The organism is Actinoalloteichus sp. GBA129-24, from assembly GCF_001941645.1.
Taxonomy (GTDB): domain Bacteria; phylum Actinomycetota; class Actinomycetes; order Mycobacteriales; family Pseudonocardiaceae; genus Actinoalloteichus_A; species Actinoalloteichus_A fjordicus.
Map to the genome: position 1 here is coordinate 2,808,742 of NZ_CP016077.1, position 17,322 is coordinate 2,826,063.

The 17,322-nt window shown below is 70.8% G+C and carries 14 protein-coding genes; 8 read left to right on the forward strand and 6 right to left on the reverse strand.

The genetic code is table 11. The features are described from left to right. Nucleotides 1-98: 98 nt before the first annotated feature. The 5 genes from UA75_RS12575 to UA75_RS31750 all read left to right on the forward strand — a co-directional run bounded on the left by UA75_RS12575 (nucleotide 99) and on the right by UA75_RS31750 (nucleotide 7,103). On the forward strand, nucleotides 99-2,054 hold the full coding sequence (locus UA75_RS12575) for a M6 family metalloprotease domain-containing protein (RefSeq protein WP_075743730.1): 1,956 nt from the start codon (nucleotides 99-101) through the stop codon (nucleotides 2,052-2,054). Then, entirely contained in the window at nucleotides 2,051-2,578 is a 528-nt protein-coding gene (locus tag UA75_RS12580) for a hypothetical protein (RefSeq protein ID WP_075740405.1), read from the forward strand. The genes UA75_RS12575 and UA75_RS12580 overlap by 4 nt, the downstream gene beginning before the upstream one ends. A gap of 301 nt (nucleotides 2,579-2,879) precedes the next feature. Further along, nucleotides 2,880-3,485, forward strand: coding sequence for a TlpA family protein disulfide reductase (locus UA75_RS33815; protein ID WP_075764406.1), 606 nt, complete (start codon nucleotides 2,880-2,882; stop codon nucleotides 3,483-3,485). Between the two features lie 648 nt (nucleotides 3,486-4,133). Beyond that, nucleotides 4,134-5,621 (forward strand): MFS transporter, encoded by a 1,488-nt coding sequence (locus UA75_RS12590; protein ID WP_075740407.1) that lies wholly within the window; start codon nucleotides 4,134-4,136, stop codon nucleotides 5,619-5,621. 1,044 nt (nucleotides 5,622-6,665) lie between these two features. Beyond that, nucleotides 6,666-7,103: an FKBP-type peptidyl-prolyl cis-trans isomerase gene (locus UA75_RS31750; protein WP_198043001.1), complete on the forward strand. Its 438-nt coding sequence runs from the start codon at nucleotides 6,666-6,668 to the stop codon at nucleotides 7,101-7,103. 71 nt (nucleotides 7,104-7,174) lie between these two features. Here UA75_RS31750 and UA75_RS12600 read toward each other — a convergent pair whose 3' ends face one another. Both UA75_RS12600 and UA75_RS12605 read right to left on the reverse strand, forming a co-directional pair. Continuing rightward, nucleotides 7,175-8,146, reverse strand: a complete 972-nt coding sequence (locus tag UA75_RS12600; RefSeq protein WP_075740409.1) for a quinone oxidoreductase family protein — start codon at nucleotides 8,144-8,146, stop codon at nucleotides 7,175-7,177. 160 nt (nucleotides 8,147-8,306) lie between these two features. Next, a complete protein-coding gene (locus UA75_RS12605) occupies nucleotides 8,307-9,941 on the reverse strand; it encodes a DUF885 domain-containing protein (RefSeq protein WP_075740410.1) in 1,635 nt (544 codons plus the stop codon). Between the two features lie 395 nt (nucleotides 9,942-10,336). Here UA75_RS12605 and UA75_RS12610 point away from each other — a divergent pair, with 395 nt between their 5' ends. The 3 genes from UA75_RS12610 (at nucleotide 10,337) to UA75_RS12620 (ending at nucleotide 12,339) form a co-directional block, all read left to right on the forward strand. After that, on the forward strand, nucleotides 10,337-10,648 hold the full coding sequence (locus tag UA75_RS12610; RefSeq protein WP_075743731.1) for a hypothetical protein: 312 nt from the start codon (nucleotides 10,337-10,339) through the stop codon (nucleotides 10,646-10,648). Then, nucleotides 10,645-11,532, forward strand: coding sequence for a hypothetical protein (locus tag UA75_RS12615; RefSeq protein WP_075740411.1), 888 nt, complete (start codon nucleotides 10,645-10,647; stop codon nucleotides 11,530-11,532). Before UA75_RS12610 ends, UA75_RS12615 begins: the two co-directional genes overlap by 4 nt. 327 nt (nucleotides 11,533-11,859) lie before the next feature. Then, nucleotides 11,860-12,339 carry a GbsR/MarR family transcriptional regulator gene (locus UA75_RS12620; protein WP_075740412.1) on the forward strand — a complete coding sequence of 160 codons (480 nt, stop codon included), beginning with the start codon at nucleotides 11,860-11,862 and terminating at the stop codon, nucleotides 12,337-12,339. A 57-nt stretch (nucleotides 12,340-12,396) separates the two neighbouring features. Here UA75_RS12620 and UA75_RS12625 read toward each other — a convergent pair whose 3' ends face one another. The 4 genes from UA75_RS12625 to mptB form a co-directional block, all read right to left on the reverse strand. After that, nucleotides 12,397-13,398 carry a COX15/CtaA family protein gene (locus tag UA75_RS12625; RefSeq protein WP_232237730.1) on the reverse strand — a complete coding sequence of 334 codons (1,002 nt, stop codon included), beginning with the start codon at nucleotides 13,396-13,398 and terminating at the stop codon, nucleotides 12,397-12,399. 485 nt (nucleotides 13,399-13,883) lie between these two features. Continuing rightward, nucleotides 13,884-14,600: an ABC transporter permease gene (locus UA75_RS12630; protein WP_083684028.1), complete on the reverse strand. Its 717-nt coding sequence runs from the start codon at nucleotides 14,598-14,600 to the stop codon at nucleotides 13,884-13,886. Between the two features lie 77 nt (nucleotides 14,601-14,677). Then, nucleotides 14,678-15,610 (reverse strand): ABC transporter ATP-binding protein, encoded by a 933-nt coding sequence (locus tag UA75_RS12635; protein WP_075740414.1) that lies wholly within the window; start codon nucleotides 15,608-15,610, stop codon nucleotides 14,678-14,680. 16 nt (nucleotides 15,611-15,626) lie between these two features. Next, on the reverse strand, nucleotides 15,627-17,309 hold the full coding sequence (mptB, locus tag UA75_RS12640; protein ID WP_198043098.1) for a polyprenol phosphomannose-dependent alpha 1,6 mannosyltransferase MptB: 1,683 nt from the start codon (nucleotides 17,307-17,309) through the stop codon (nucleotides 15,627-15,629). Between the last annotated feature and the right edge of the window lie 13 nt (nucleotides 17,310-17,322).

Here is a 17,322-nt window from a genome sequence, read left to right on the forward strand (position 1 = left end):
GGCAGCCCGCGCCGAGGCCGCGGCGCCGGGCAGGCGGAGGTCTTTCCATGCGTGTGCGGCACATCGGGATCGGGCGACGAGCGGTGGTCACGGCCACCATGGCGGCCTTACTGGCCTCGTCGGGGGCGCTGACCGCCCAGGCGGCGGTCGCCGACGGCGTGGGAGGGCCCGGCGGGCCCGCCCGAGTCGAACCGATCGACCCGCAGAGCTGGGTCAATCCCGAGGACATGACCTGGGAGGACTACCGGGCGGTGCCCGGCACCACGTGGGCCGACCCCTCGCTGGTGCCCACCGAGCAGACCTTCCGGGGCGCGCTCGTCCTCGCCGACTATCCCGATCAGGACTTCGTCGTCACCCGGCCCGCCGGGTCGACGGTGTTCGGCAACCCGGACGCGCTCGCCGCCGACGTCCCGCGCGAGGACGTCGCCGAGTTCTACGAGGGCTTCCTCAACAGCCCTGGCGAGCTCAACCGGGGCCACACGATCAACGAGTACTGGATGGAGGACTCCCGAGGGCGCTTCGGCGTGGAGCTCACCGGGTTCGGCCCGTACCGGCTGCCGGGGCAGTCCTTCGAGTACGGGATCGACATGCAGGGTCCCGAATTCTGTCCGGCAGGCTACTCGTGCGATCGCGACCTGCGGACCGACGCGGGCGCCGCCTGGCGAGCCGAGGTCGGCGACCAGGTTCCCGAGGGCTTCGACTTCGTCTTCTTCCTCAGCGCGGGCCAGGACGAGTCGTCCACCTGGCAGGAGTTCGGCGAGATGATGTTCCAGAATCGCGAGGACGTCCCGGACGAGTTCGGCCCGCCGGACCCTGACCTGCCCAACTGGTCGGACACCCGCTACGTCGACTGGACCTCGTGGCGCGCGGCGGCGGGCATCTGGCCCAACGCGCGGGCGGGCTCCTCCACCCAGGCCGAGAGCTCCGGCCAGGGCGTCTACGCCCACGAGCTGAGCCACATCCTGGGCATCGGCGACAACTACAACAACCCCTTCGCCGATCCGCCGATCCGCTCCTACAGCGGTCTCTGGGACATGATGAGCCGAGGCACCTTCAACGGACCCGGCGGCACCCATACGCGATGGCTGATCCCGCCGACCTCGGGCAGCGCGATGGGCGCGCATCACATGGTGCGCAACAAGCTCCAGCTCGGCCTGATCGACGAGTCCGAGGTGCTGCGCGTCGACGGCGGCGACCTGGCCGAGAGCGGTCTGGTCGTCGCCGAGGTCACCGCCCGCGCCGCCGAGCCGACGGGCGATGCGGTGACGGGACTGAACGTGGTGCTGCCCGACGGTGACCTCTCGCCGCCCTGCGATCAGCGGACCGACCCGCTGTGCGACGGCGGTGGCTACCAGAACTACACCCTGGAGGTCGTCGACCGGATGGGCAGTGACTCCTTTGCCCCCGACAGCGGGGTGCTGCTGGCCAAGACGAAGGATGAGGACCGGGCGCCCTTCATCTGGGTGATCGACGCCAACCCCGAGGACATCGGGCTGGTCGACTTCTACCGGCCCGACGGCACACCAGCGATGGTCACGGTCGGCGATGCACGGCAGCTCGCCGACGCACTGTTCAAGGCGGGCACCGGCTCCGGCAGCCTTGCCGAGCACGTCGACGAGGCCAACCGTCTGCATTTCTACGTCCTGGGTCTGCGACGCGACGAGGACGAGGTCCTGTCCTACACCGTCGCGGTGCGGTCGCTGGACGGCGACGGCCCGCACCGCAGGGGACTGTCGCTTCGCCCCGCCCGCGCCGCACAGACCGAGGACGGGATCGCCCGCTGTTCGTTCCCGCTGCGCAACACCGGGGAGGCGGCGGCGGAGCACGGCGGCGACGTCTACCGGCTCAGCGCGGCCACCGGAGCGCAGGGCTGGTCGGTGCGGCTGCCCGCCGAGCTGGCGGCGGCGGCACCGGGGGAGACCGTGGACGTCGGGGTGATCGCGACGGCCGACCGCGACGCCGCCCGGACCGGCGAGGTCACGCTGACCGCCGTGTCGGAGAGCGATCCGGAGCAGACGCAGACCGCGCGCTGCCGGGTCATCCGCTCTCGATGAGCCGTGACCACGGGCCTGCCCGCTGCTCGACGCCTGCCGGACTCGGCGCGGCGTCGGGACGCGCCCCGGCCCGGTTCTCCGCACTCCTCCTCGCGCTCGCCTGCCTCGCCGGGTGCGGGGCCGAGGAGGCGATCCCGGCTGCGGCGTCCTCGGGGGCCGACGGCGAGAGGCTGACCGTGCGGGTGCTGCTGCGCGACGGCGTCTTCCGGGCGCCCGGCGCGGAATGCTCCGGGACGGCCTCGATGGCCGACCTGCACGCCACCGCGCCGTTCCGGCTCCTCGACGACGAGGATCGGCTGCTGGCCGAGGGGGAGCTGCCGGCAGGCCGGGCCGTCTCGGCGGTGGAAGCGGAGTTGGACGCGGCACTGGACGAGGACACCGCTCCGCGCCGACCCACGTTCTGCGAGGTGACGGTGACGGTGACCGCGCCGTCGTCGCCGAGTTACCGACTCGCCGTCGCCGACCGGGAACCGCTGCCGCTCACCGCCGCCGAGGATGACCAGTGGGTTACCGCTCTGCCTTGATCAGCACCTTTTGGCCGCCGATACCGGCCGGACCGGAGATCCGTTCGTGCCCAGCCGGGACGTCCACCGGGGCGCCTTCGACGGGCGGGCCAGCCGGGCGGCGACCGGTCGGCGTCGCCCCGGCCGATCGCCGCAGCAGGCCGGGCAGGCGGACCCGGTCCGGCGAGGCCGCCGGCTCGGAACCACCCCGCCCGACAGAGAGGATGCACCGCGTGCGGATGTCCCCCGACCGCCTGCCGCCCTGCGTAGTCGCGGCGAGCGCTGCCCCGTTCTCGCCGCCGTGGAGCACCGGGGCGCGGACATGACCGCCCTCGATGCGCCGCCTCGCACCCGACGTCTCCTCGGCACGCTGGTCGCCGCCCTGTTCGCCGTGTCGGCCTGTGACCCCGGCGCGGCCCGGGACGGGGTCGCCCCTGGCGGCGCCGATCGACTGCCGGGACCCGTCGCCGAGGAGATCCGCTACCACGAGCCCGAGGCGGCTCCCGCCGCGCCCGATCTGGAGCTGACGCTGCTCGACGGTGCCGAGATCGGCCTGTCGACGCTGTGGGACGACCGCCCGGTGGTGCTGGTCTTCTTCAGCTCCTGGTGTGCGACGTGCGCCGATCAGCAGCAGGCGCTCTCGGACCTGGCCGAGGTGCACGGCGATGCGGTGTCGTTCGTCGGGGTCGCGAGCCGCGACGACCCCGCCGCCGTCACGGACTTCCTCGTCGAGCACGAGGTGCCCTATCCCGTCGCGGTGGACGCCGACCGTGCGGCGGCGCGACACTACGCCGCCGAGGAGCCGCCGCTGATCGCGGTGATCGGTCGGGGCGGCGGCCTGCTGCGCGGGATTCCGGGCGGCGTGGCCGATCCGGCGAGGGCCGAGGAGCTCGACGCGGAGCTGTCGGCGCTCTACCGCCGGGGCTGAGCCCCGGTCGATTCCGCCTGCCAGGGCGCGCATCCTCTCCCTCGATGCGGGTCCGCTGCCCGCCCGCCGAAAGAAGCCGGAGCGGGCGTCGTCGGCTGATCCGAGCCGTCCGACACTCCGGACTCGCCACAGCCGGGCACCGGCCGGGCCGCCGTGCGCCGCGCGGCGTGTCATCGGCGGCGATCCCGCGCTCGTTCGGGCCGCCGCCGATCGACCCTGCGCTGCCAGGACGCGATTTGACAATTCGTCAAGTCCGGAGAGTGTCGGTGCCGACCGGCGACCGCCTTGTGAATCGACACGGCAGCCGCGATTCTGAATCCGGCACGGCGTCGAGGACGATGTCCGAGTCCGTGGTGAGACGTCAATCAGAATGGAGGGTCCGCCGCTCGAAGAATGATCGATGGCGATCTCCCTTCGGCTGTTCCCAGGGTGAACTCACCATTCATCTCAGCAAGGCGATCGACGGTCGATGCTGGTCAAGTCGGTTACGACGAAGCGAACACCGACTTTTTCGGGATCGCGACCGAGTCGGATGACGGCCTTTCCCTCGCCGCCTGACTCGTCGTCCGGTCGATCGCAGTCGGCAATCAGTGAATTCCTGCCCATGTCGAGCATGGGCAGCCTCTCTCGCGCAGATCAGGAGAATTCGTGACCATTCAAGAAGGCGTGTCGTCGGTCGCCTCGGGGCATTCCGGTGCCGACGTCGACACTGCGGTGGACAGCCAGGAGCGGAGACAGTTCTGGATTCTGCTCGTCACCATGGCGGGCACCTTCCTCGCGTTGCTCGACTCCTTCATCGTCAACGTCGCCATCCCGTCGATCCAACGCGACCTGGGGGCGAACCTCGCCGAGATCCAGCTCATCGTCGGCGGCTACACGCTCGTCTACGGTCTGCTGCTCATCACCGGCGGCAGGCTCGGTGACATCCGCGGTTACCGGCCCACCTTCATCGTCGGCGTCCTGGTGTTCATCGTCGCGTCGGCGGCCTGTGCGCTGGCGTCGAGTCCCGGTGCGCTCATCGCATTCCGCGTCGCGCAGGGCGTCGGCGCCGCGCTGTTCTATCCGCAGGTGCTCTCCATCCTGCAGACCGCGTTCAGCGGTCGGCGGCGGACGATGGCCTTCGGCGTCTTCGGGGCGACCATCGGCCTCGCCTCGATCGCCGGACAGGTCCTGGGCGGCATCCTGACCAGCGCCGACCTGTTCGGACTCGGGTGGCGGACGATCTTCTTGATCAACGTGCCGGTCGGCCTGCTCGCGGTGGTCGGTGCGTGGCGGGTGCTGCCCCGCACGCGATCGGACTCCCCGCCCCGCCTCGACCTCGTCGGCTCGGTGATCGTCAGCGTGGCGTTGGGCATGCTGGTCCTGCCGTTGGTGATCGGCCGGGAGATCGGCTGGCCGGTCTGGACGACGGTGCTGCTCGCGGCCTCCGTGCCCGCCCTGATCGGTTACGTGGCCTGGGAGAACCGGGTGGCCCGACGCGGCGGCGATCCGCTCACCGATCCGGCGTTGTTCCGCAGCGGACCCTTCGCGGCGGGCTCGGGTATCGCGCTGGCCTTCTTCTCGGGCAACGCCGCCCTCTTCCTGCTGCTGACGCTGGAGTTGCAGACCGGGCTGGGCATGTCGGCGCTCGGGGCGGGACTGGTCTTCGTCCCGCTGTCGGCGGCCTTCATGATCTCCTCCGTCGTCGCGCCGAGGCTGACACCCCGGTTCGGCAACGGCGTCCTCACCTTCGGCTACGTGCTCAATGCGGCGGGGACCGCGCTGCTGATCGGGACCTCGGCGGTGCTGGGTCCGGACCTCACCGGGCCCGCGATGATCCCCAGCCTCATCCTGATCGGCTTCGGCCAAGGGCTCGGCGTGAGCCCGCTGCTGGGCGCGGTGCTCAGCGCCGTGCCGCCGAGGGAGGCGGGCGCCGCCTCCGGCGTGATGGAGACCCTCATCCAGATCGCGATGTCGTTGGGCATCGCCGTGATCGGGCTGATCTTCTTCACGCTGCTCGGCCCGGTCGAGGGCGTGGTCGACCCCGCGCACGCCACGCGGGCCTTCACCCTGGCGCTGATCGCGAACCTCGTGGTCGCGCTGATCGCGATCCCGCTGACCCGGCGGCTGCCTCCCATGCGGCGAGCCGGGGGCTGAGCGTCCGGGCGTGGGGCCGATCGAGTCGATGGGCGGGGACACGATGCCGTCGTGCTCCGCCCACCGGGACAGGCCGCAGGGTCGAGCGGAGTCGGGGGGCACCGTTCGAGACACCCGATCGCCGAGTGGGATGCGCCTGGCTGGTGCTGAGAACGCCTCGGCACCATCCTAGCCAAGAGTCTTAACTCAATTTGCGAGAGGCTGGAAATTTTAATAGAAATCTGTCGAAATCTTTGATAAGGGCGAGCTCGAGGCTGCCGTCGAATGGGTGATTCCTCCTGAGGGGGTGTACTCTATTCGTGTGATCTGTGTCGTTTGCTCTTCCCTTCTGGGTGATTCACAATCAGGATTGATGTTGCGCTGATATTAAATGGAAGGAATTCGTGATGACGTTGTCGAGTAGACCTGTTAGAGCGCTGATTGGGCTGATGGTGGTCGTGCTTATTCAGTTAGGTTCTTTTTCTCAGGCGGCCGCGTCGTCGCCGGATGAGCTGGGTCACGCGTACGAGCAGGAATTGATGCAGACTCAAGCGTGTGGAAATAGTGAATTTGGTCCGGTGAGAGTTCGAACTGGACCCGGCACGAATTACAGTTCCCCGGTCTCGCTCGGGGTGGGGGAATGTCGAAGTATTCAGGGGTCCGCGTATGCTGGTAGTTACACATGTGTTCCCGGTGGGCCAGTGTATGAATTCTGGTATGAGATCGTCCGTGTTCCGATGTTGACGGCGTGGGTGGCTGGAGCGTGCGTTAGCACCCGTTAGGCTGCGCAGGGTTCGCGTCCTGGTTGTTTGCGTGCATGCCGGGACGCGACTCTTCGTTGTGAGATGTTTTCGAAGTGGCGATACAAAATTGCAGCGGGCGGGTAGGTGCTTGTATGCGCTGTGTGCCAACGTACAGTGGTTGACTATGCGCAGACTTGCTCCCGTCGGGTTGTCCCTGTTGGCTCTGGCACTGGTCGCTGCCTGTACATCGGCGGAGGAACCTGCCGACCCGCCGCGCACGGACGACGTCCAGACACCAACGACGAGCCTCGCCACTGACGAGATGGACAGTGACCTGCCGCCGTGCAGCGGCGAGGAGGTCGAGGTAGTTGGCGGCTTTGGCACGGTCCCTGAAGTGACCGTGCCCGAGGACTGCGGTCCGCCGAATGAATTGGTGATCATTCCGTTGGAGCCGGGCGAGGATCCTGCAGTGGCCGAGGGAGACACTGCGGTGATGGACTATCAGCTTACGCTCTGGTCGACTGGGGATACGGTCGATTCCTCGTTTGCCCGCAACGAAACGCTCCCGGTGGAGAACGTCGGGGCGGCCCAGGTCATCCAGGGCTGGAACGAGGGTCTGGTCGGGTTGGAGACCGGCAGCCGCAGCGTGCTGATCATCCCGCCGGAGCTCGCCTACGGCCCTGCAGGCAGCGGGGAGCGGCTCGCCGGTGAGACGCTGGTCTTCGTCGTCGACGTCCTGGAGACCGCACCGGCCTCCTGAGGCTCGGCGACGCACGATCGACCGCGCGGCCCCGCCGATCCACGGATCGGCGGGGCCGTCTGCCGTCGTCGTCAGGTCAGCAGCAACAGCTTCCCCGTGGTGCCCCGGCTCGCCAGGGCGGTGTGCGCCGCCGCCGCCTCGGCCAGCGGATACTCGTGGCCGACGCGGACCCGCAGGGCGCCTGCGGCCACGGCGTCGAACAGCTCGCCCGCGCGCCAGGCCAGCTCGCCCGGCTCCGCCAGGTAGTGCACCAGGGAGGGCCTGGTCACGTACAGAGCCCCGCTGGAGTTGAGTCGTTGCAGGTCGACGGGCGGGACCTGTCCGCTGGAACCGCCGAGCAACACCATCAGGCCGCGTCGCCGCAGTACCTTCAGCCCGCCGTCGAAGGTGTCCTTCCCGACGCCGTCGTAGACCACGTCGACCCCGGCGCCGTCGGTCAGCTCTCGAACCCCCGCCACGAAGTCGGTCTCGGTGTAGCGGATCACCTCGGCGGCGCCCGCCTCCCTGGCCAGTGCCTCCTTCTCCGCCGTGGACACCGTGGCGATCACCCGCGCCCCGCGCGTCGCCGCGAGCTGGGTCAACAGCAGGCCGAGCCCACCCGCCGCCGCGTGGATCAGGACCGTCTCACCCGAGGCGATCGGGTGGGTCGACACCGCGAGATAGTGCGCGGTGAGGCCCTGCAGCATCAAGGCGGCGGCCGTGCGCTCGTCGATCGACTCGGGCAGCCGCACCAGATCGGCCGTGGGCACGACGACCCGGTCGGCGTAGCTGCTGGTGCCCTTGCCCCAGGCCACCCGGTCGCCCTCGGCGAACTCGGTGACGCCCTCGCCGAGCCCGATCACCCGGCCCGCGCCCTCCTGGCCGGGGATGAACGGATAGGACACCGGGTAGACCCCGGACCGCTGGTAGGTGTCGATGAAGTTGACTCCGGCGGCGGTATTGGCCACCACCACCTCACCCGGTCCCGGAGTCGGGTCCGGCAGTTCGACGGAGGCCAGCGTCTCCGGTCCGCCCGGCGCCGCAACCTGGATCGCCCGCATCATGTTCTCCCGTTCGCTCGTCGTCTACCGCCCCGGCCCGCCTGCCTGCCCGGCCGAGGCGGGCCGGGCGCAGGTGGATCATCCGCCCGGCTCATCAAACTCCGATCTCCGACGGCGCGCGAGAGGCTGCGCGCTCGTCGGGTCTGATCGGACGTCACTCGGCTCAGCTCTCCAGGGCCACTCGCCGCGCGAGCCCGAGCGGCAGTGCGCCGGAGGCCGCGATCGTGTCGTGGAAGGTCCGCAGCGAACCGCGCCCGGCGGCGAGATAGTCGGCGCGGATCGACTCGATCTCCAGGCATCCGGTGAGGTAGGAAGGGGCCTGCGTCGGCCAGGAGCAGTATCGGCGCACCTCGCCCACGGCGGTGCCCGGCGTCAGCGCTGCCTTGGTGGCCATGAACTGCTCCGCCTCGGCGATCTCCATCTCACCGGTGTGCAGCGCGGTGTCCACCACGATGCGTGCCGCCCGGAAGAGCCGCGCCTCCAGATGACCCAGTTCGTGCGCCGGATCGGTGAAGTAGCCCTGTTCCCGCATCATCGTCTCGACGTAGAGCGCCCAGCCCTCGCTGAAGTAGGGCGTGCGGAAGGTCTTGCGCACGCGACGCGGCCCGCCTGCGGCCCACGACAGGTGCCAGTGGTGACCGGGGTAGGCCTCGTGGATCGCGATCGTCGGCATCTGGGCGCGGGCATTGGTCTTCAGCCGCTGGCGCACCTGCTCCTCGGTGAAGCCCTCCGGGGTGAAGGGCACGAAGAAGTGACCGAGTCGCGAGGTCGTGAGCGGGGGCGGCGCCATGTAGTAGGCCACCGACAGGATCGGCCGCTGGAAGGCGGGCGACGGCAGGACCTCGCAACGCTCGCCCTCGGCGAAGGATACCAGCTCGCGCTCGACGAGGAAGCGCCTGGCCCGCTCGGTCTCGGTGGCGTACTCCGCTCGCATCGCCTCCAGCGTGGGCGGGTAGTCGTCCTGGAGACGCTCCATCACCGCTCGCCAGTCCGCCGAGCCGCCCGGCACCCGCTGCGCGACCTCCCGCATCTCCGCCTCGAGCGCGGCATGGGCGGCCAGTCCGCGTCGGTGCAGCTCCGCTGTGTCGTAGCCGAGCAGCTCCTTGTCCAGCAGCAGGGCGGAGTAGTTCTGCTCGCCCATCCGCCAGTCGCCCCTGGCGCGCTCGGCGAACTCGGTGAGGAACGCGACCAGGGTGTCGAAGGCCTCGGCGGCGGGTGCGGCGGCCTCGGCCAGCTCGGCCCGCAGGCCGGGATCGGTCACCATCGCGGGCAGCGAGGAGGTGAGGAACTCCCGCCCGGTGCGTGCCTGATCCAGTGCCCGGCCGACCAGTAACGGGGCGGACAGCTCGGGGTCCAGGTTGGCGCGACAGGCCGCCAGCACGGCGGGCACCTCGGCGAGCCTGCTGCGGGCCGAGGCCACCAGCTCGGACTCGGGGGCACCGCCGCGCAGGAAGGTGGTGAACAGGCTGCTGAAGATCGGTCCCGTGTAGACCGAGGGATCGCGACGCCATGACGGCCACTGCGCGTGGATCGCGGCGCCCCGCAGGGTGGCGATCAACAGGTCGCGGTCCACGGCGTCGTCGACCGACAGTGCGGCGGACTCGATCCCCTCGAAACGACGCAGCCACTGCGCCTGCTCGCCCTCGACCGCTTCGAGGGCCGAGCCGGCGAAGTCGCCCAGCGTGTGCCGGTGCGCCTCGGAGCCCAGCATGGCCGCGTGCACGGGATGGCGGTCGTAGTACCAGCCGAGATAGTCGTCGACGAGGCCGGTCAGCGGGGGAGTGGGGTGGTCGCTCATGCGACGACCTTAAACCGTTCGCCTTGCTAAAGTCCTGCGATCGATCGGCTCGAGATCGGACGACTCCGGGCGGGATCGCCGCGCCGCCGGGCTGTGTTCGGGAGATCGGATCAGCCCCGGCTCGCCGCAGGCTCGCGGCGACGGCGCGCCGCCGCACGGCCTGCCCTGCCCGTCGGGACGCCGGTCGACGGGACCGTGCCTGCTGTTCTGGTCGCCGCTCGCCCGTGTGGGTCGACCGGCCGGTCGCGGCCGGTAGGCGCGTCGCTCGACACCCCGCGACCGGCCCGTGAACGAGGGCGTCCCGTCGACGGCGCCCCGCTGCGATCCCGCCTCGAAGTGTGATCCAGATCAAGGCGGCTCGGCTCGCCCCTGCTGCGCCGCCTAGGCTCGAGGACATGTCTGAGCAGCTGACGCAGGATCCCGTCGTGCCACCCGCCGCCGTGTCCGCTGCCCGCCGGTTCCTCGCCGATCACGGCAAGACGGCGCGCGCCGTGGTCGCCCACCTCGGGCGCACGGGCGCCCGCGTGACCCTGGTCGGCGAGGACGGCGCCCTGGGCGACGTCATCGTGGCCGACGTCGCCACCGGGACGGCCCTGTGCGAGCAGGTCGAGGGCCTGACCGTGTCGGACTGGGATCGGGACACCACCGCAGCCCTGACGATCGGGCCCGCCCACCGCAACCGGATGGCGGGCAGGCGGGCCGGGTGACCTCCGCGCCGCGCGTCCTGCTGGTGACCTGTCGGGATCTGCCAGGCGGGTACACCGACGATGCGGACCTGATCGACGCGCTCGCCGAAGAGGGCCTGACCGCCGCCTGGGTCCGCTGGGACGATCCCGCCGTCGACTTCGCCGCCGCCGACCTCGTGCTGCTGCGTTCCCCGTGGGACTACATGCGCAGGCTCGACGCGTTCCTGGCCTGGTGCGACTCGGTTCCCCGGCTGGCCAATCCCGCGTCGGTGGTTCGCTGGAACACCGACAAGCGCTACCTGGTCGACCTGGCCGCCGCCGGGGTGGCGGTGGTGCCGAGCAGCGTGGTCGCGCCGGGCGAGCGGCCGACGTGGCCTGCGACGGAGTTCGTGGTCAAGCCCACCGTCGGTGCAGGCTCGGTCGAGGTCGGTCGCTTCACCCCGGCGCGCCACGCCGAGGCGGCGACGCACCTGGCTGCTCTGCACGCGGCGGGTTCGACGGCGTTGATCCAGCCCTACCAGGCCAGTGTGGACACCGAGGGCGAGACCGCGGTGGTCTTCTTCGCAGGCGTCTTCTCGCATGCGTTCCACAAGCCCGCCATGCTCGACGACGGACCGGCCCGTGCTCAGGCTCGGCTGGCCGACGCCGAGGTGGTGCGGCCCGGGCGGGCGAGCGAGGCCCACCGCGCCGTCGCCGAGACCGCCCTGGCCGTCGCGGCCCGACGGTTGGGCCTGCGTCGCGAGGACCTCCTCTATGCCAGGGTCGATCTGATCGCCGACGACACGGGCAGCCCGCTGCTTCTGGAACTGGAGCTGAGCGAGCCGCTGCTGGGTCTGCGACTGACCGACGCCTCGGCAAGGGCGCGCTTCGCCGCCGCCGTGCGCTCCATGCTGCTCGACGACTGACGGTCGACCGACCGCTCCGCGCGAGACGTCTCGGAGTCCGCCGATCTCGAGCCCGGCTCCGAGGCCGACCGCGCCGCGTCCCGGCGGACCCCACCGCAGCTGGCATTGCCGGACCTTCGACGCCTGCCGTGCACCCGAGGGCCGACCAGGGCGGTGTTCGTCGGACCGCCCGAGAACAGTCGCCGTGAGCGGCATCGGGTGATCTCCGCACCTGTTCGCTCGCCGCCGACACCTGGTCCTGGATCACCGATGCTTGTCAGTCGATCATTCAGGTACTACCGTTCCTTCAGTGTCGAATGAACTTGATCCCAGTCGAGGGAGCAGTCGATGACCGAGCGCGGAACGTACTCCACTCCGGCGGCGAACTGGATCGAGCGGGTGGCCGCCTTCTACGTCGAGGAGGGGATGCCGTTGATCGCGGGGCGGATTCTCGGCTACCTGCTGATCTGCGATCCGCCGGAGCGCACGGCCGCCGAGTTGGCCGCCGCGGTGGACGCCAGCAGCGGCTCGGTGAGCACGAACATCCGGCTGCTCGCGCGGGCCGGTCTGGTCAGCAAGACGACTCGTCGCGGTCGGGAGGCAGCGCTCTACCGGTTGGAGGAGCATCGCTGGCCGGGCTTCGTGCAGGACCGGTTCGACCGGGTCGCGCGCGCCCGTGACCTCACCAAGGAGGGCCTGCGCCTGTTGTCGGGCAATTCGCAGCGCGCGGCGCGACTTCGGGAGGTCAGCGAGTTCTACGGCTGGCTCACCGACCAGCTTCCGGAGCTGTGGACCCGTTGGGAGGCCGAACGTCGCACTCGCCGCTGATCCTGCCTCCCGTCGTTCGCTGCCGAGCCTGTTCGACGTCGGTGGGCGCGCGGTCGGTCAGCTCGTGGACGCGAACTCGCCGCGCCGGGTCGTCGGCTTCGTGTTCTGCCGGGCCGCGTCGAAGACGGCGGGCGCCGGGCCCCGATCGCGCAGGGTCGTCCAGAGCCAGGCACAGGCCACCACGACGAGCGCGGCGCCGAGAACGTGCAGCGTCACGAGCACCTCGGGAACCCCGGTCCAGTACTGCACCATGCCGATCGCGCCCTGCGCCAGCACGACGCCGAGAAGCCACCAGTAGCCGCGCCACGCCCTCGCCGGGGCCTCGACGGCGCGGAAGGCGAAGGCCAGGGCGACGAGCATGCCGAGGAAGAGGAACAACAGCTCGGCGTGCACCTGCGCCAGCACGTCGATCGGCAGCTGGAGTCGCGGCGTGTTCGCGTCGCCGGCGTGCGGGCCCGCCGCCGTCACCAGCGTGCCCATGATCAACAGCGCGCCGAGCACCCCTACTGCGGTGCCGACCAGGTTTCGGATCGACGCAGGCACCAGTAGTCGGGCCTCCCGATCGCCCTCGCCCGCGGTACGGAGCAGCAGGCCGGCCGTCCACACCAGTCCCATCGACACGAGCAGGTGGGTCGCCACGGTCCACCAGCGCAGGTCCATCCAGACGGTGATGCCGCCGATCAGGCCCTGTAGCAGCGTCCCGCCCAGCGTCACCAGGGCGAGTCGGATCATCCTGGGCCGTCGTGGGCGCAGACCGAGGGCGCCGAGCAGGCAGAGGAGCGCGACGAGCCCGATCCCCACCGACAGCAGTCGGTTGCCGAACTCGATCCACTGGGTGATCGCGTTCAGCTCGGGATGCGGCACCGGCACCATGCTGCCGGGGTGGCATTCCGGCCACGACTCGCAGCCCAGCCCCGAGCCGGTCACTCGGACCACCGATCCGGTGACGGCGATGACCGTCTGGCAGATCAGGTTGACGAGGAACAGGAGCCGCATCACCCGCGATCCCACATCGGGAAGCCGATCGGTCACACGGGAGAAGGCATCTCGCTGCGGCACGGCACGCATCGTATGACTCGTTCACCTTCGGGCCGCACGCCGCCCCTGGGCGTCGTGGGCTCCCTCACTCGCCGTCCGCCTGCGTTGAAGCGTGGTGGTGACCCGCCGGGCGGTCCGGGGCTGCCGCGAGCAATCGCTCCTGGCGTCGGGCGAGGCGTGACCGGTCTGTCTCGGTGCCCGGTGAAGCGGCCATGCTCGCCTGCGCCGATCGCGGGCGGCGTGCAGCACCTCGGCGCCGCACGCCGCAGCATGTCGTGAGCAGAACTGTGCTCGCCCCCGTCGATGTCCAGTTTCGAGCCGACGTTGAAACCGCCCCCGGCGGTGGTGAGGAAGACCACTGCGGCGGGACCTCGTCCGGACGTCCGAGCCGACCGAGCGGCACTCTCGTGGCGAGGCCGCCAGTGTCCTGCCGCAACCGGCCGCCTGTCTGAGCAGACGGTGCACCCGCCCCGTCGACGTGTCGCCGACGGGGCGGGCACGACGTCCTAGGTGAGTCGCGTGGTGCGGATCGCCAGCGCCCCGGCGCCGACGCCCCAGCCCACCAGCACGGCGACGGGCTGCCAGCCGGGGCCGACGCCCGCCGTCGCGGCCGAGGTCATGCCCTCGGCGAAGGCGGCCGACGGCAGCCAGGACACGACCGAGGCGACCCCGTCGGGCAGCACGTCCAGCGGCACCACGACGCCGCCCGCGAGCAGCAGGGCGAACCACACCGTGTTGGCCAGCGCCAGCACCACCTCGGCTCGCAGCGAGCCGCCGAGCAGCACGCCGAGCGCGCCGAAGACCACGGTCCCCAGCACGAGAAGAAGCAGCAGCCAGCCGAGGCCCGCCAGGTTCGGGGCCCAGCCGAGCAGCAGCGCGACGCCGCCGAGCACCACGAGCTGGACGGCGACCACGCCGAAGGTCGCCAGCACCCGACCGCAGACCAGGGTCCAGCGCGGCAGCGCGGTGGCGGCCAGCCGCTTGAGCACGCCGTACCGACGATCGAAGCCGAGGGCGATGGCCTGGCCGGTGAACGCCGTCGACATGACCGCCAGTGCCAGGATGCGGGGAGCGAGCGCGTCGATGCGCGGCTCGTCGAGGTCGATCACGTCCAGCGTGCTCAACCCGATCAGCAGTGCGAGCGGGATCAACAGCGTGAGCAGCAGATTCTCGCCGTGGCGCAGGGTCAGCAGCAGTTCGGTCCTGGCCTGGACGAGCAGCATCCGGACGAGGTTTCCGCGTCCGGGATCGGGTCGGAAGCTCCCCGGCGAGAACCGGGTGGCGGGGCTGACGATCTCGGTCACGAGCGAAGTTCCCGTCCGGTCAGTTCGAGGAAGACCTCTTCCAGGCTGCGCCGGGCCAGTCGCATGTCCTGGGCGAACACCTCGTGGCGGGCGCACCACGCCGCGACGGTGGAGGCGACCTGCGGATCGATCATCCCGCACACCGCGTACTCGCCCGCGCTGATCTCCTGGGCGGTGTATCCGTCGGGCAGCGCGGTCGTCAGCAGGGCCAGGTCGAGCCCGGCTCGGGAGCGGAAGCGAAGGCGCTGGTCGTCCTCACTGGTCAGCTCGGCCGGGCTGCCCTCGGCCACGACGGAGCCGCCGTCCACGATGACCACCCGGTCGGCCAGGCGCTCCGCCTCGTCCATCAGGTGTGTGGTGAGCAGCACGCTGACCCCGTCGGCGCGCAGCGCCTCGATCAGCTCCCACACCAGATGCCTGCTCTGCGGGTCGAGACCGGCGGTCGGCTCGTCGAGGAAGACCAGTTCGGGCCTGCCCACCAGCGCGCAGGCCAGGGAGAGACGTTGTTGTTGGCCGCCGGACAGGCGCTTGAACGGGGTTCGACGGGCGTTGTCCAGTCCGAGGGTCGTCAGCAGCCAGGTGACGTCCAGCGGGTGCGCCGCACAGGAGGCGACCAGGCGCAGCATCTCCTCGGCACGCACGCCGGGATAGGCGCCGCCGCCCTGCGGCATCACGCCGACCCTGGGGCGCAGCGCGTTCGCATCGGCGATCGGATCGAGGCCCAGCACCCGCACTCGCCCGGCGTCGGGGCGCTGAAAGCCCTCGCAGATCTCGACGGTGGTGGTCTTGCCCGCGCCGTTGGGGCCGAGCAGCGCCAGCACCTGACCTCGGTCGAGCCGCAGGCTCAGTCCGTCGACCGCCACGGTGGAGCGGAACCGCTTGGCCAGATCCTCGACCTCGACGGCAGGCTGGTCGGCGGTGGGGGTCACGACGCTGGAGACTAGCTCAATGGGGTGGTGCCGCCGGATGCAGCAGCGGCTCACGCCGAGGAATCCGCTTTCGCATCGCGAACATCGCAGGCAGGAAGACCGCGACGGCGGCGAGGAGCGCCTGGGCCACCACATAGGTGCGACTGTCGAACCCGGACCCGGTGGGGAACACCAGCAGCGCCACCACGGCGGAGTACGCGGTGGCGGTGAGCCGGAACCGCAGTCGAGTGCTCGACGCGGCGAGCGGGATCGCCGCCCAGAGCAGGTACCAGGGGTGCAGCACCGGGCCGAGGAGCACCACCGAGCCCAGCCCCGCGCCCAGCCCGGCCAACGGCTCGATCCGGCCCCGGAAGGCCGACCAGAGCAGCCGGGCGCAGATCGTCGCCGCGAGGCTGTAGCCGATGGCCCGTGCGAGGGAGATCACCGCGTCCGTGTGGTCGCCGACGCCGAGCAGGATGCCCAGCCCGGCACTGGTCTGGCTGACGGCGGTCACCGGGGACAGCCAGCTGCGCACCGAGCCGGGCACGCTCAGCGCCTCGATCCAGCCGAAGCCCAGGGTGCTGCCCATCGACACCCCGACCGTGACGATGACGAACACGGCGGTGAAGCCGGTGGCGATGCGCAGCAGGTCCGGTATCCGGCCGCCGTTGCGGCGCGCGATGATCGCGCCGAGGAAGCCCAGCGCCAGCACCGCAGGGAGTTTGATCATGGCAGCCAGTGAGATCAGCACCGCGCCGACCCAGACCGAGCGAGACAGGGCGATCTCCAGGCCGGCCATCATCAGCCCGATCATGAGCGCCTCGTTGTGGATGCCGCTGACCAGGTGGAACAGCAGCAACGGGTTGGCGGCGCCGAGCCAGAGCGCGTAGACCGGCTGCACTCCGCAGCGGCGGGCCAGCCGGGGCAGCGCCCAGACGATCAAGGCGAAGCCCGCCAAAGCGAGTACGCGGTGCAGCAGGATGCCCGCGACGACGTTGTCCGAGGCGATCGCCGTGATGCCACGGGACAGGAACAGGAACAGCGGCTGGTAGGGCGCGGGAGTCTCCCGCCAGATGTTGGTGACGCCCCTGGTCAGCGGGTCGTCGACCCCCAGTGCGGTGGCCGGTCCCAGCTCGTAGGGGTCCATGCCGCGCGCCGCGATCTCGCTCTGTGCCAGGTAGCTGTAGACGTCGCGGCTGAACATCGGCGGCGCCACGACGAAGGGCAGCGTCCACATCACCAGCGTGCGGTCCATCTGGCTTCTGGACAGCAGGCGCTCCCGGCCCGGTCTGGCGAGTCTGCCCAGCCACAGCCAGGACGCCACCAGCATGAGCATCCCGGTGTAGGTGATCGCGAGTGCGACGGTCGGCATCCGCGACAGCAGCCCGAGGAAGCGGACGCCGGAGACAGGGTTGATCACCGGGGCGGCGCCCGCCCCGAGCGCACCGACGGCCATCAGCAGCGCGGCGACGGTGCCGAAGCGACGAACCGCGTCCAGGCTGCGGTGCTCGCTCGCGTCCAGCGATCCCGGTGGTCCGGCGGGGCAGTCGGTCTGCGCGGGGTCGGCGGGGGTCGTGCCGTCTCCGGTCGAGTCCACGCCGGAGCGCCGGTCCGCCGCCTTCGCCGGAGCGGCGGCGGATGTCGTCGGCGAGTCGGTCGCCTGCTCCTCGTCGTCTGAACCTCTGCTGATCGCCCGACCGCCGATCGCCTCGCCCGACATCACGGGGCAGAAG

Excerpts from the sequence above, each read along its gene's own strand:
- UA75_RS12575 (WP_075743730.1), top strand. The coding sequence starts at position 99 with ATGGCGGCCTTACTGGCCTCGTCGGGGGCGCTGACCGCCCAGGCGGCG.
- UA75_RS12580 (WP_075740405.1), top strand. The coding sequence starts at position 2,051 with ATGAGCCGTGACCACGGGCCTGCCCGCTGCTCGACGCCTGCCGGACTC.
- UA75_RS33815 (WP_075764406.1), top strand. The coding sequence starts at position 2,880 with ATGACCGCCCTCGATGCGCCGCCTCGCACCCGACGTCTCCTCGGCACG.
- UA75_RS31750 (WP_198043001.1), top strand. The coding sequence starts at position 6,666 with ATGGACAGTGACCTGCCGCCGTGCAGCGGCGAGGAGGTCGAGGTAGTT.
- UA75_RS12600 (WP_075740409.1), bottom strand. The coding sequence starts at position 8,146 with ATGATGCGGGCGATCCAGGTTGCGGCGCCGGGCGGACCGGAGACGCTG.
- UA75_RS12605 (WP_075740410.1), bottom strand. The coding sequence starts at position 9,941 with ATGAGCGACCACCCCACTCCCCCGCTGACCGGCCTCGTCGACGACTAT.
- UA75_RS12610 (WP_075743731.1), top strand. The coding sequence starts at position 10,337 with ATGTCTGAGCAGCTGACGCAGGATCCCGTCGTGCCACCCGCCGCCGTG.
- UA75_RS12620 (WP_075740412.1), top strand. The coding sequence starts at position 11,860 with ATGACCGAGCGCGGAACGTACTCCACTCCGGCGGCGAACTGGATCGAG.
- UA75_RS12630 (WP_083684028.1), bottom strand. The coding sequence starts at position 14,600 with ATGCTGCTCGTCCAGGCCAGGACCGAACTGCTGCTGACCCTGCGCCAC.
- mptB (WP_198043098.1), bottom strand. The coding sequence starts at position 17,309 with ATGTCGGGCGAGGCGATCGGCGGTCGGGCGATCAGCAGAGGTTCAGAC.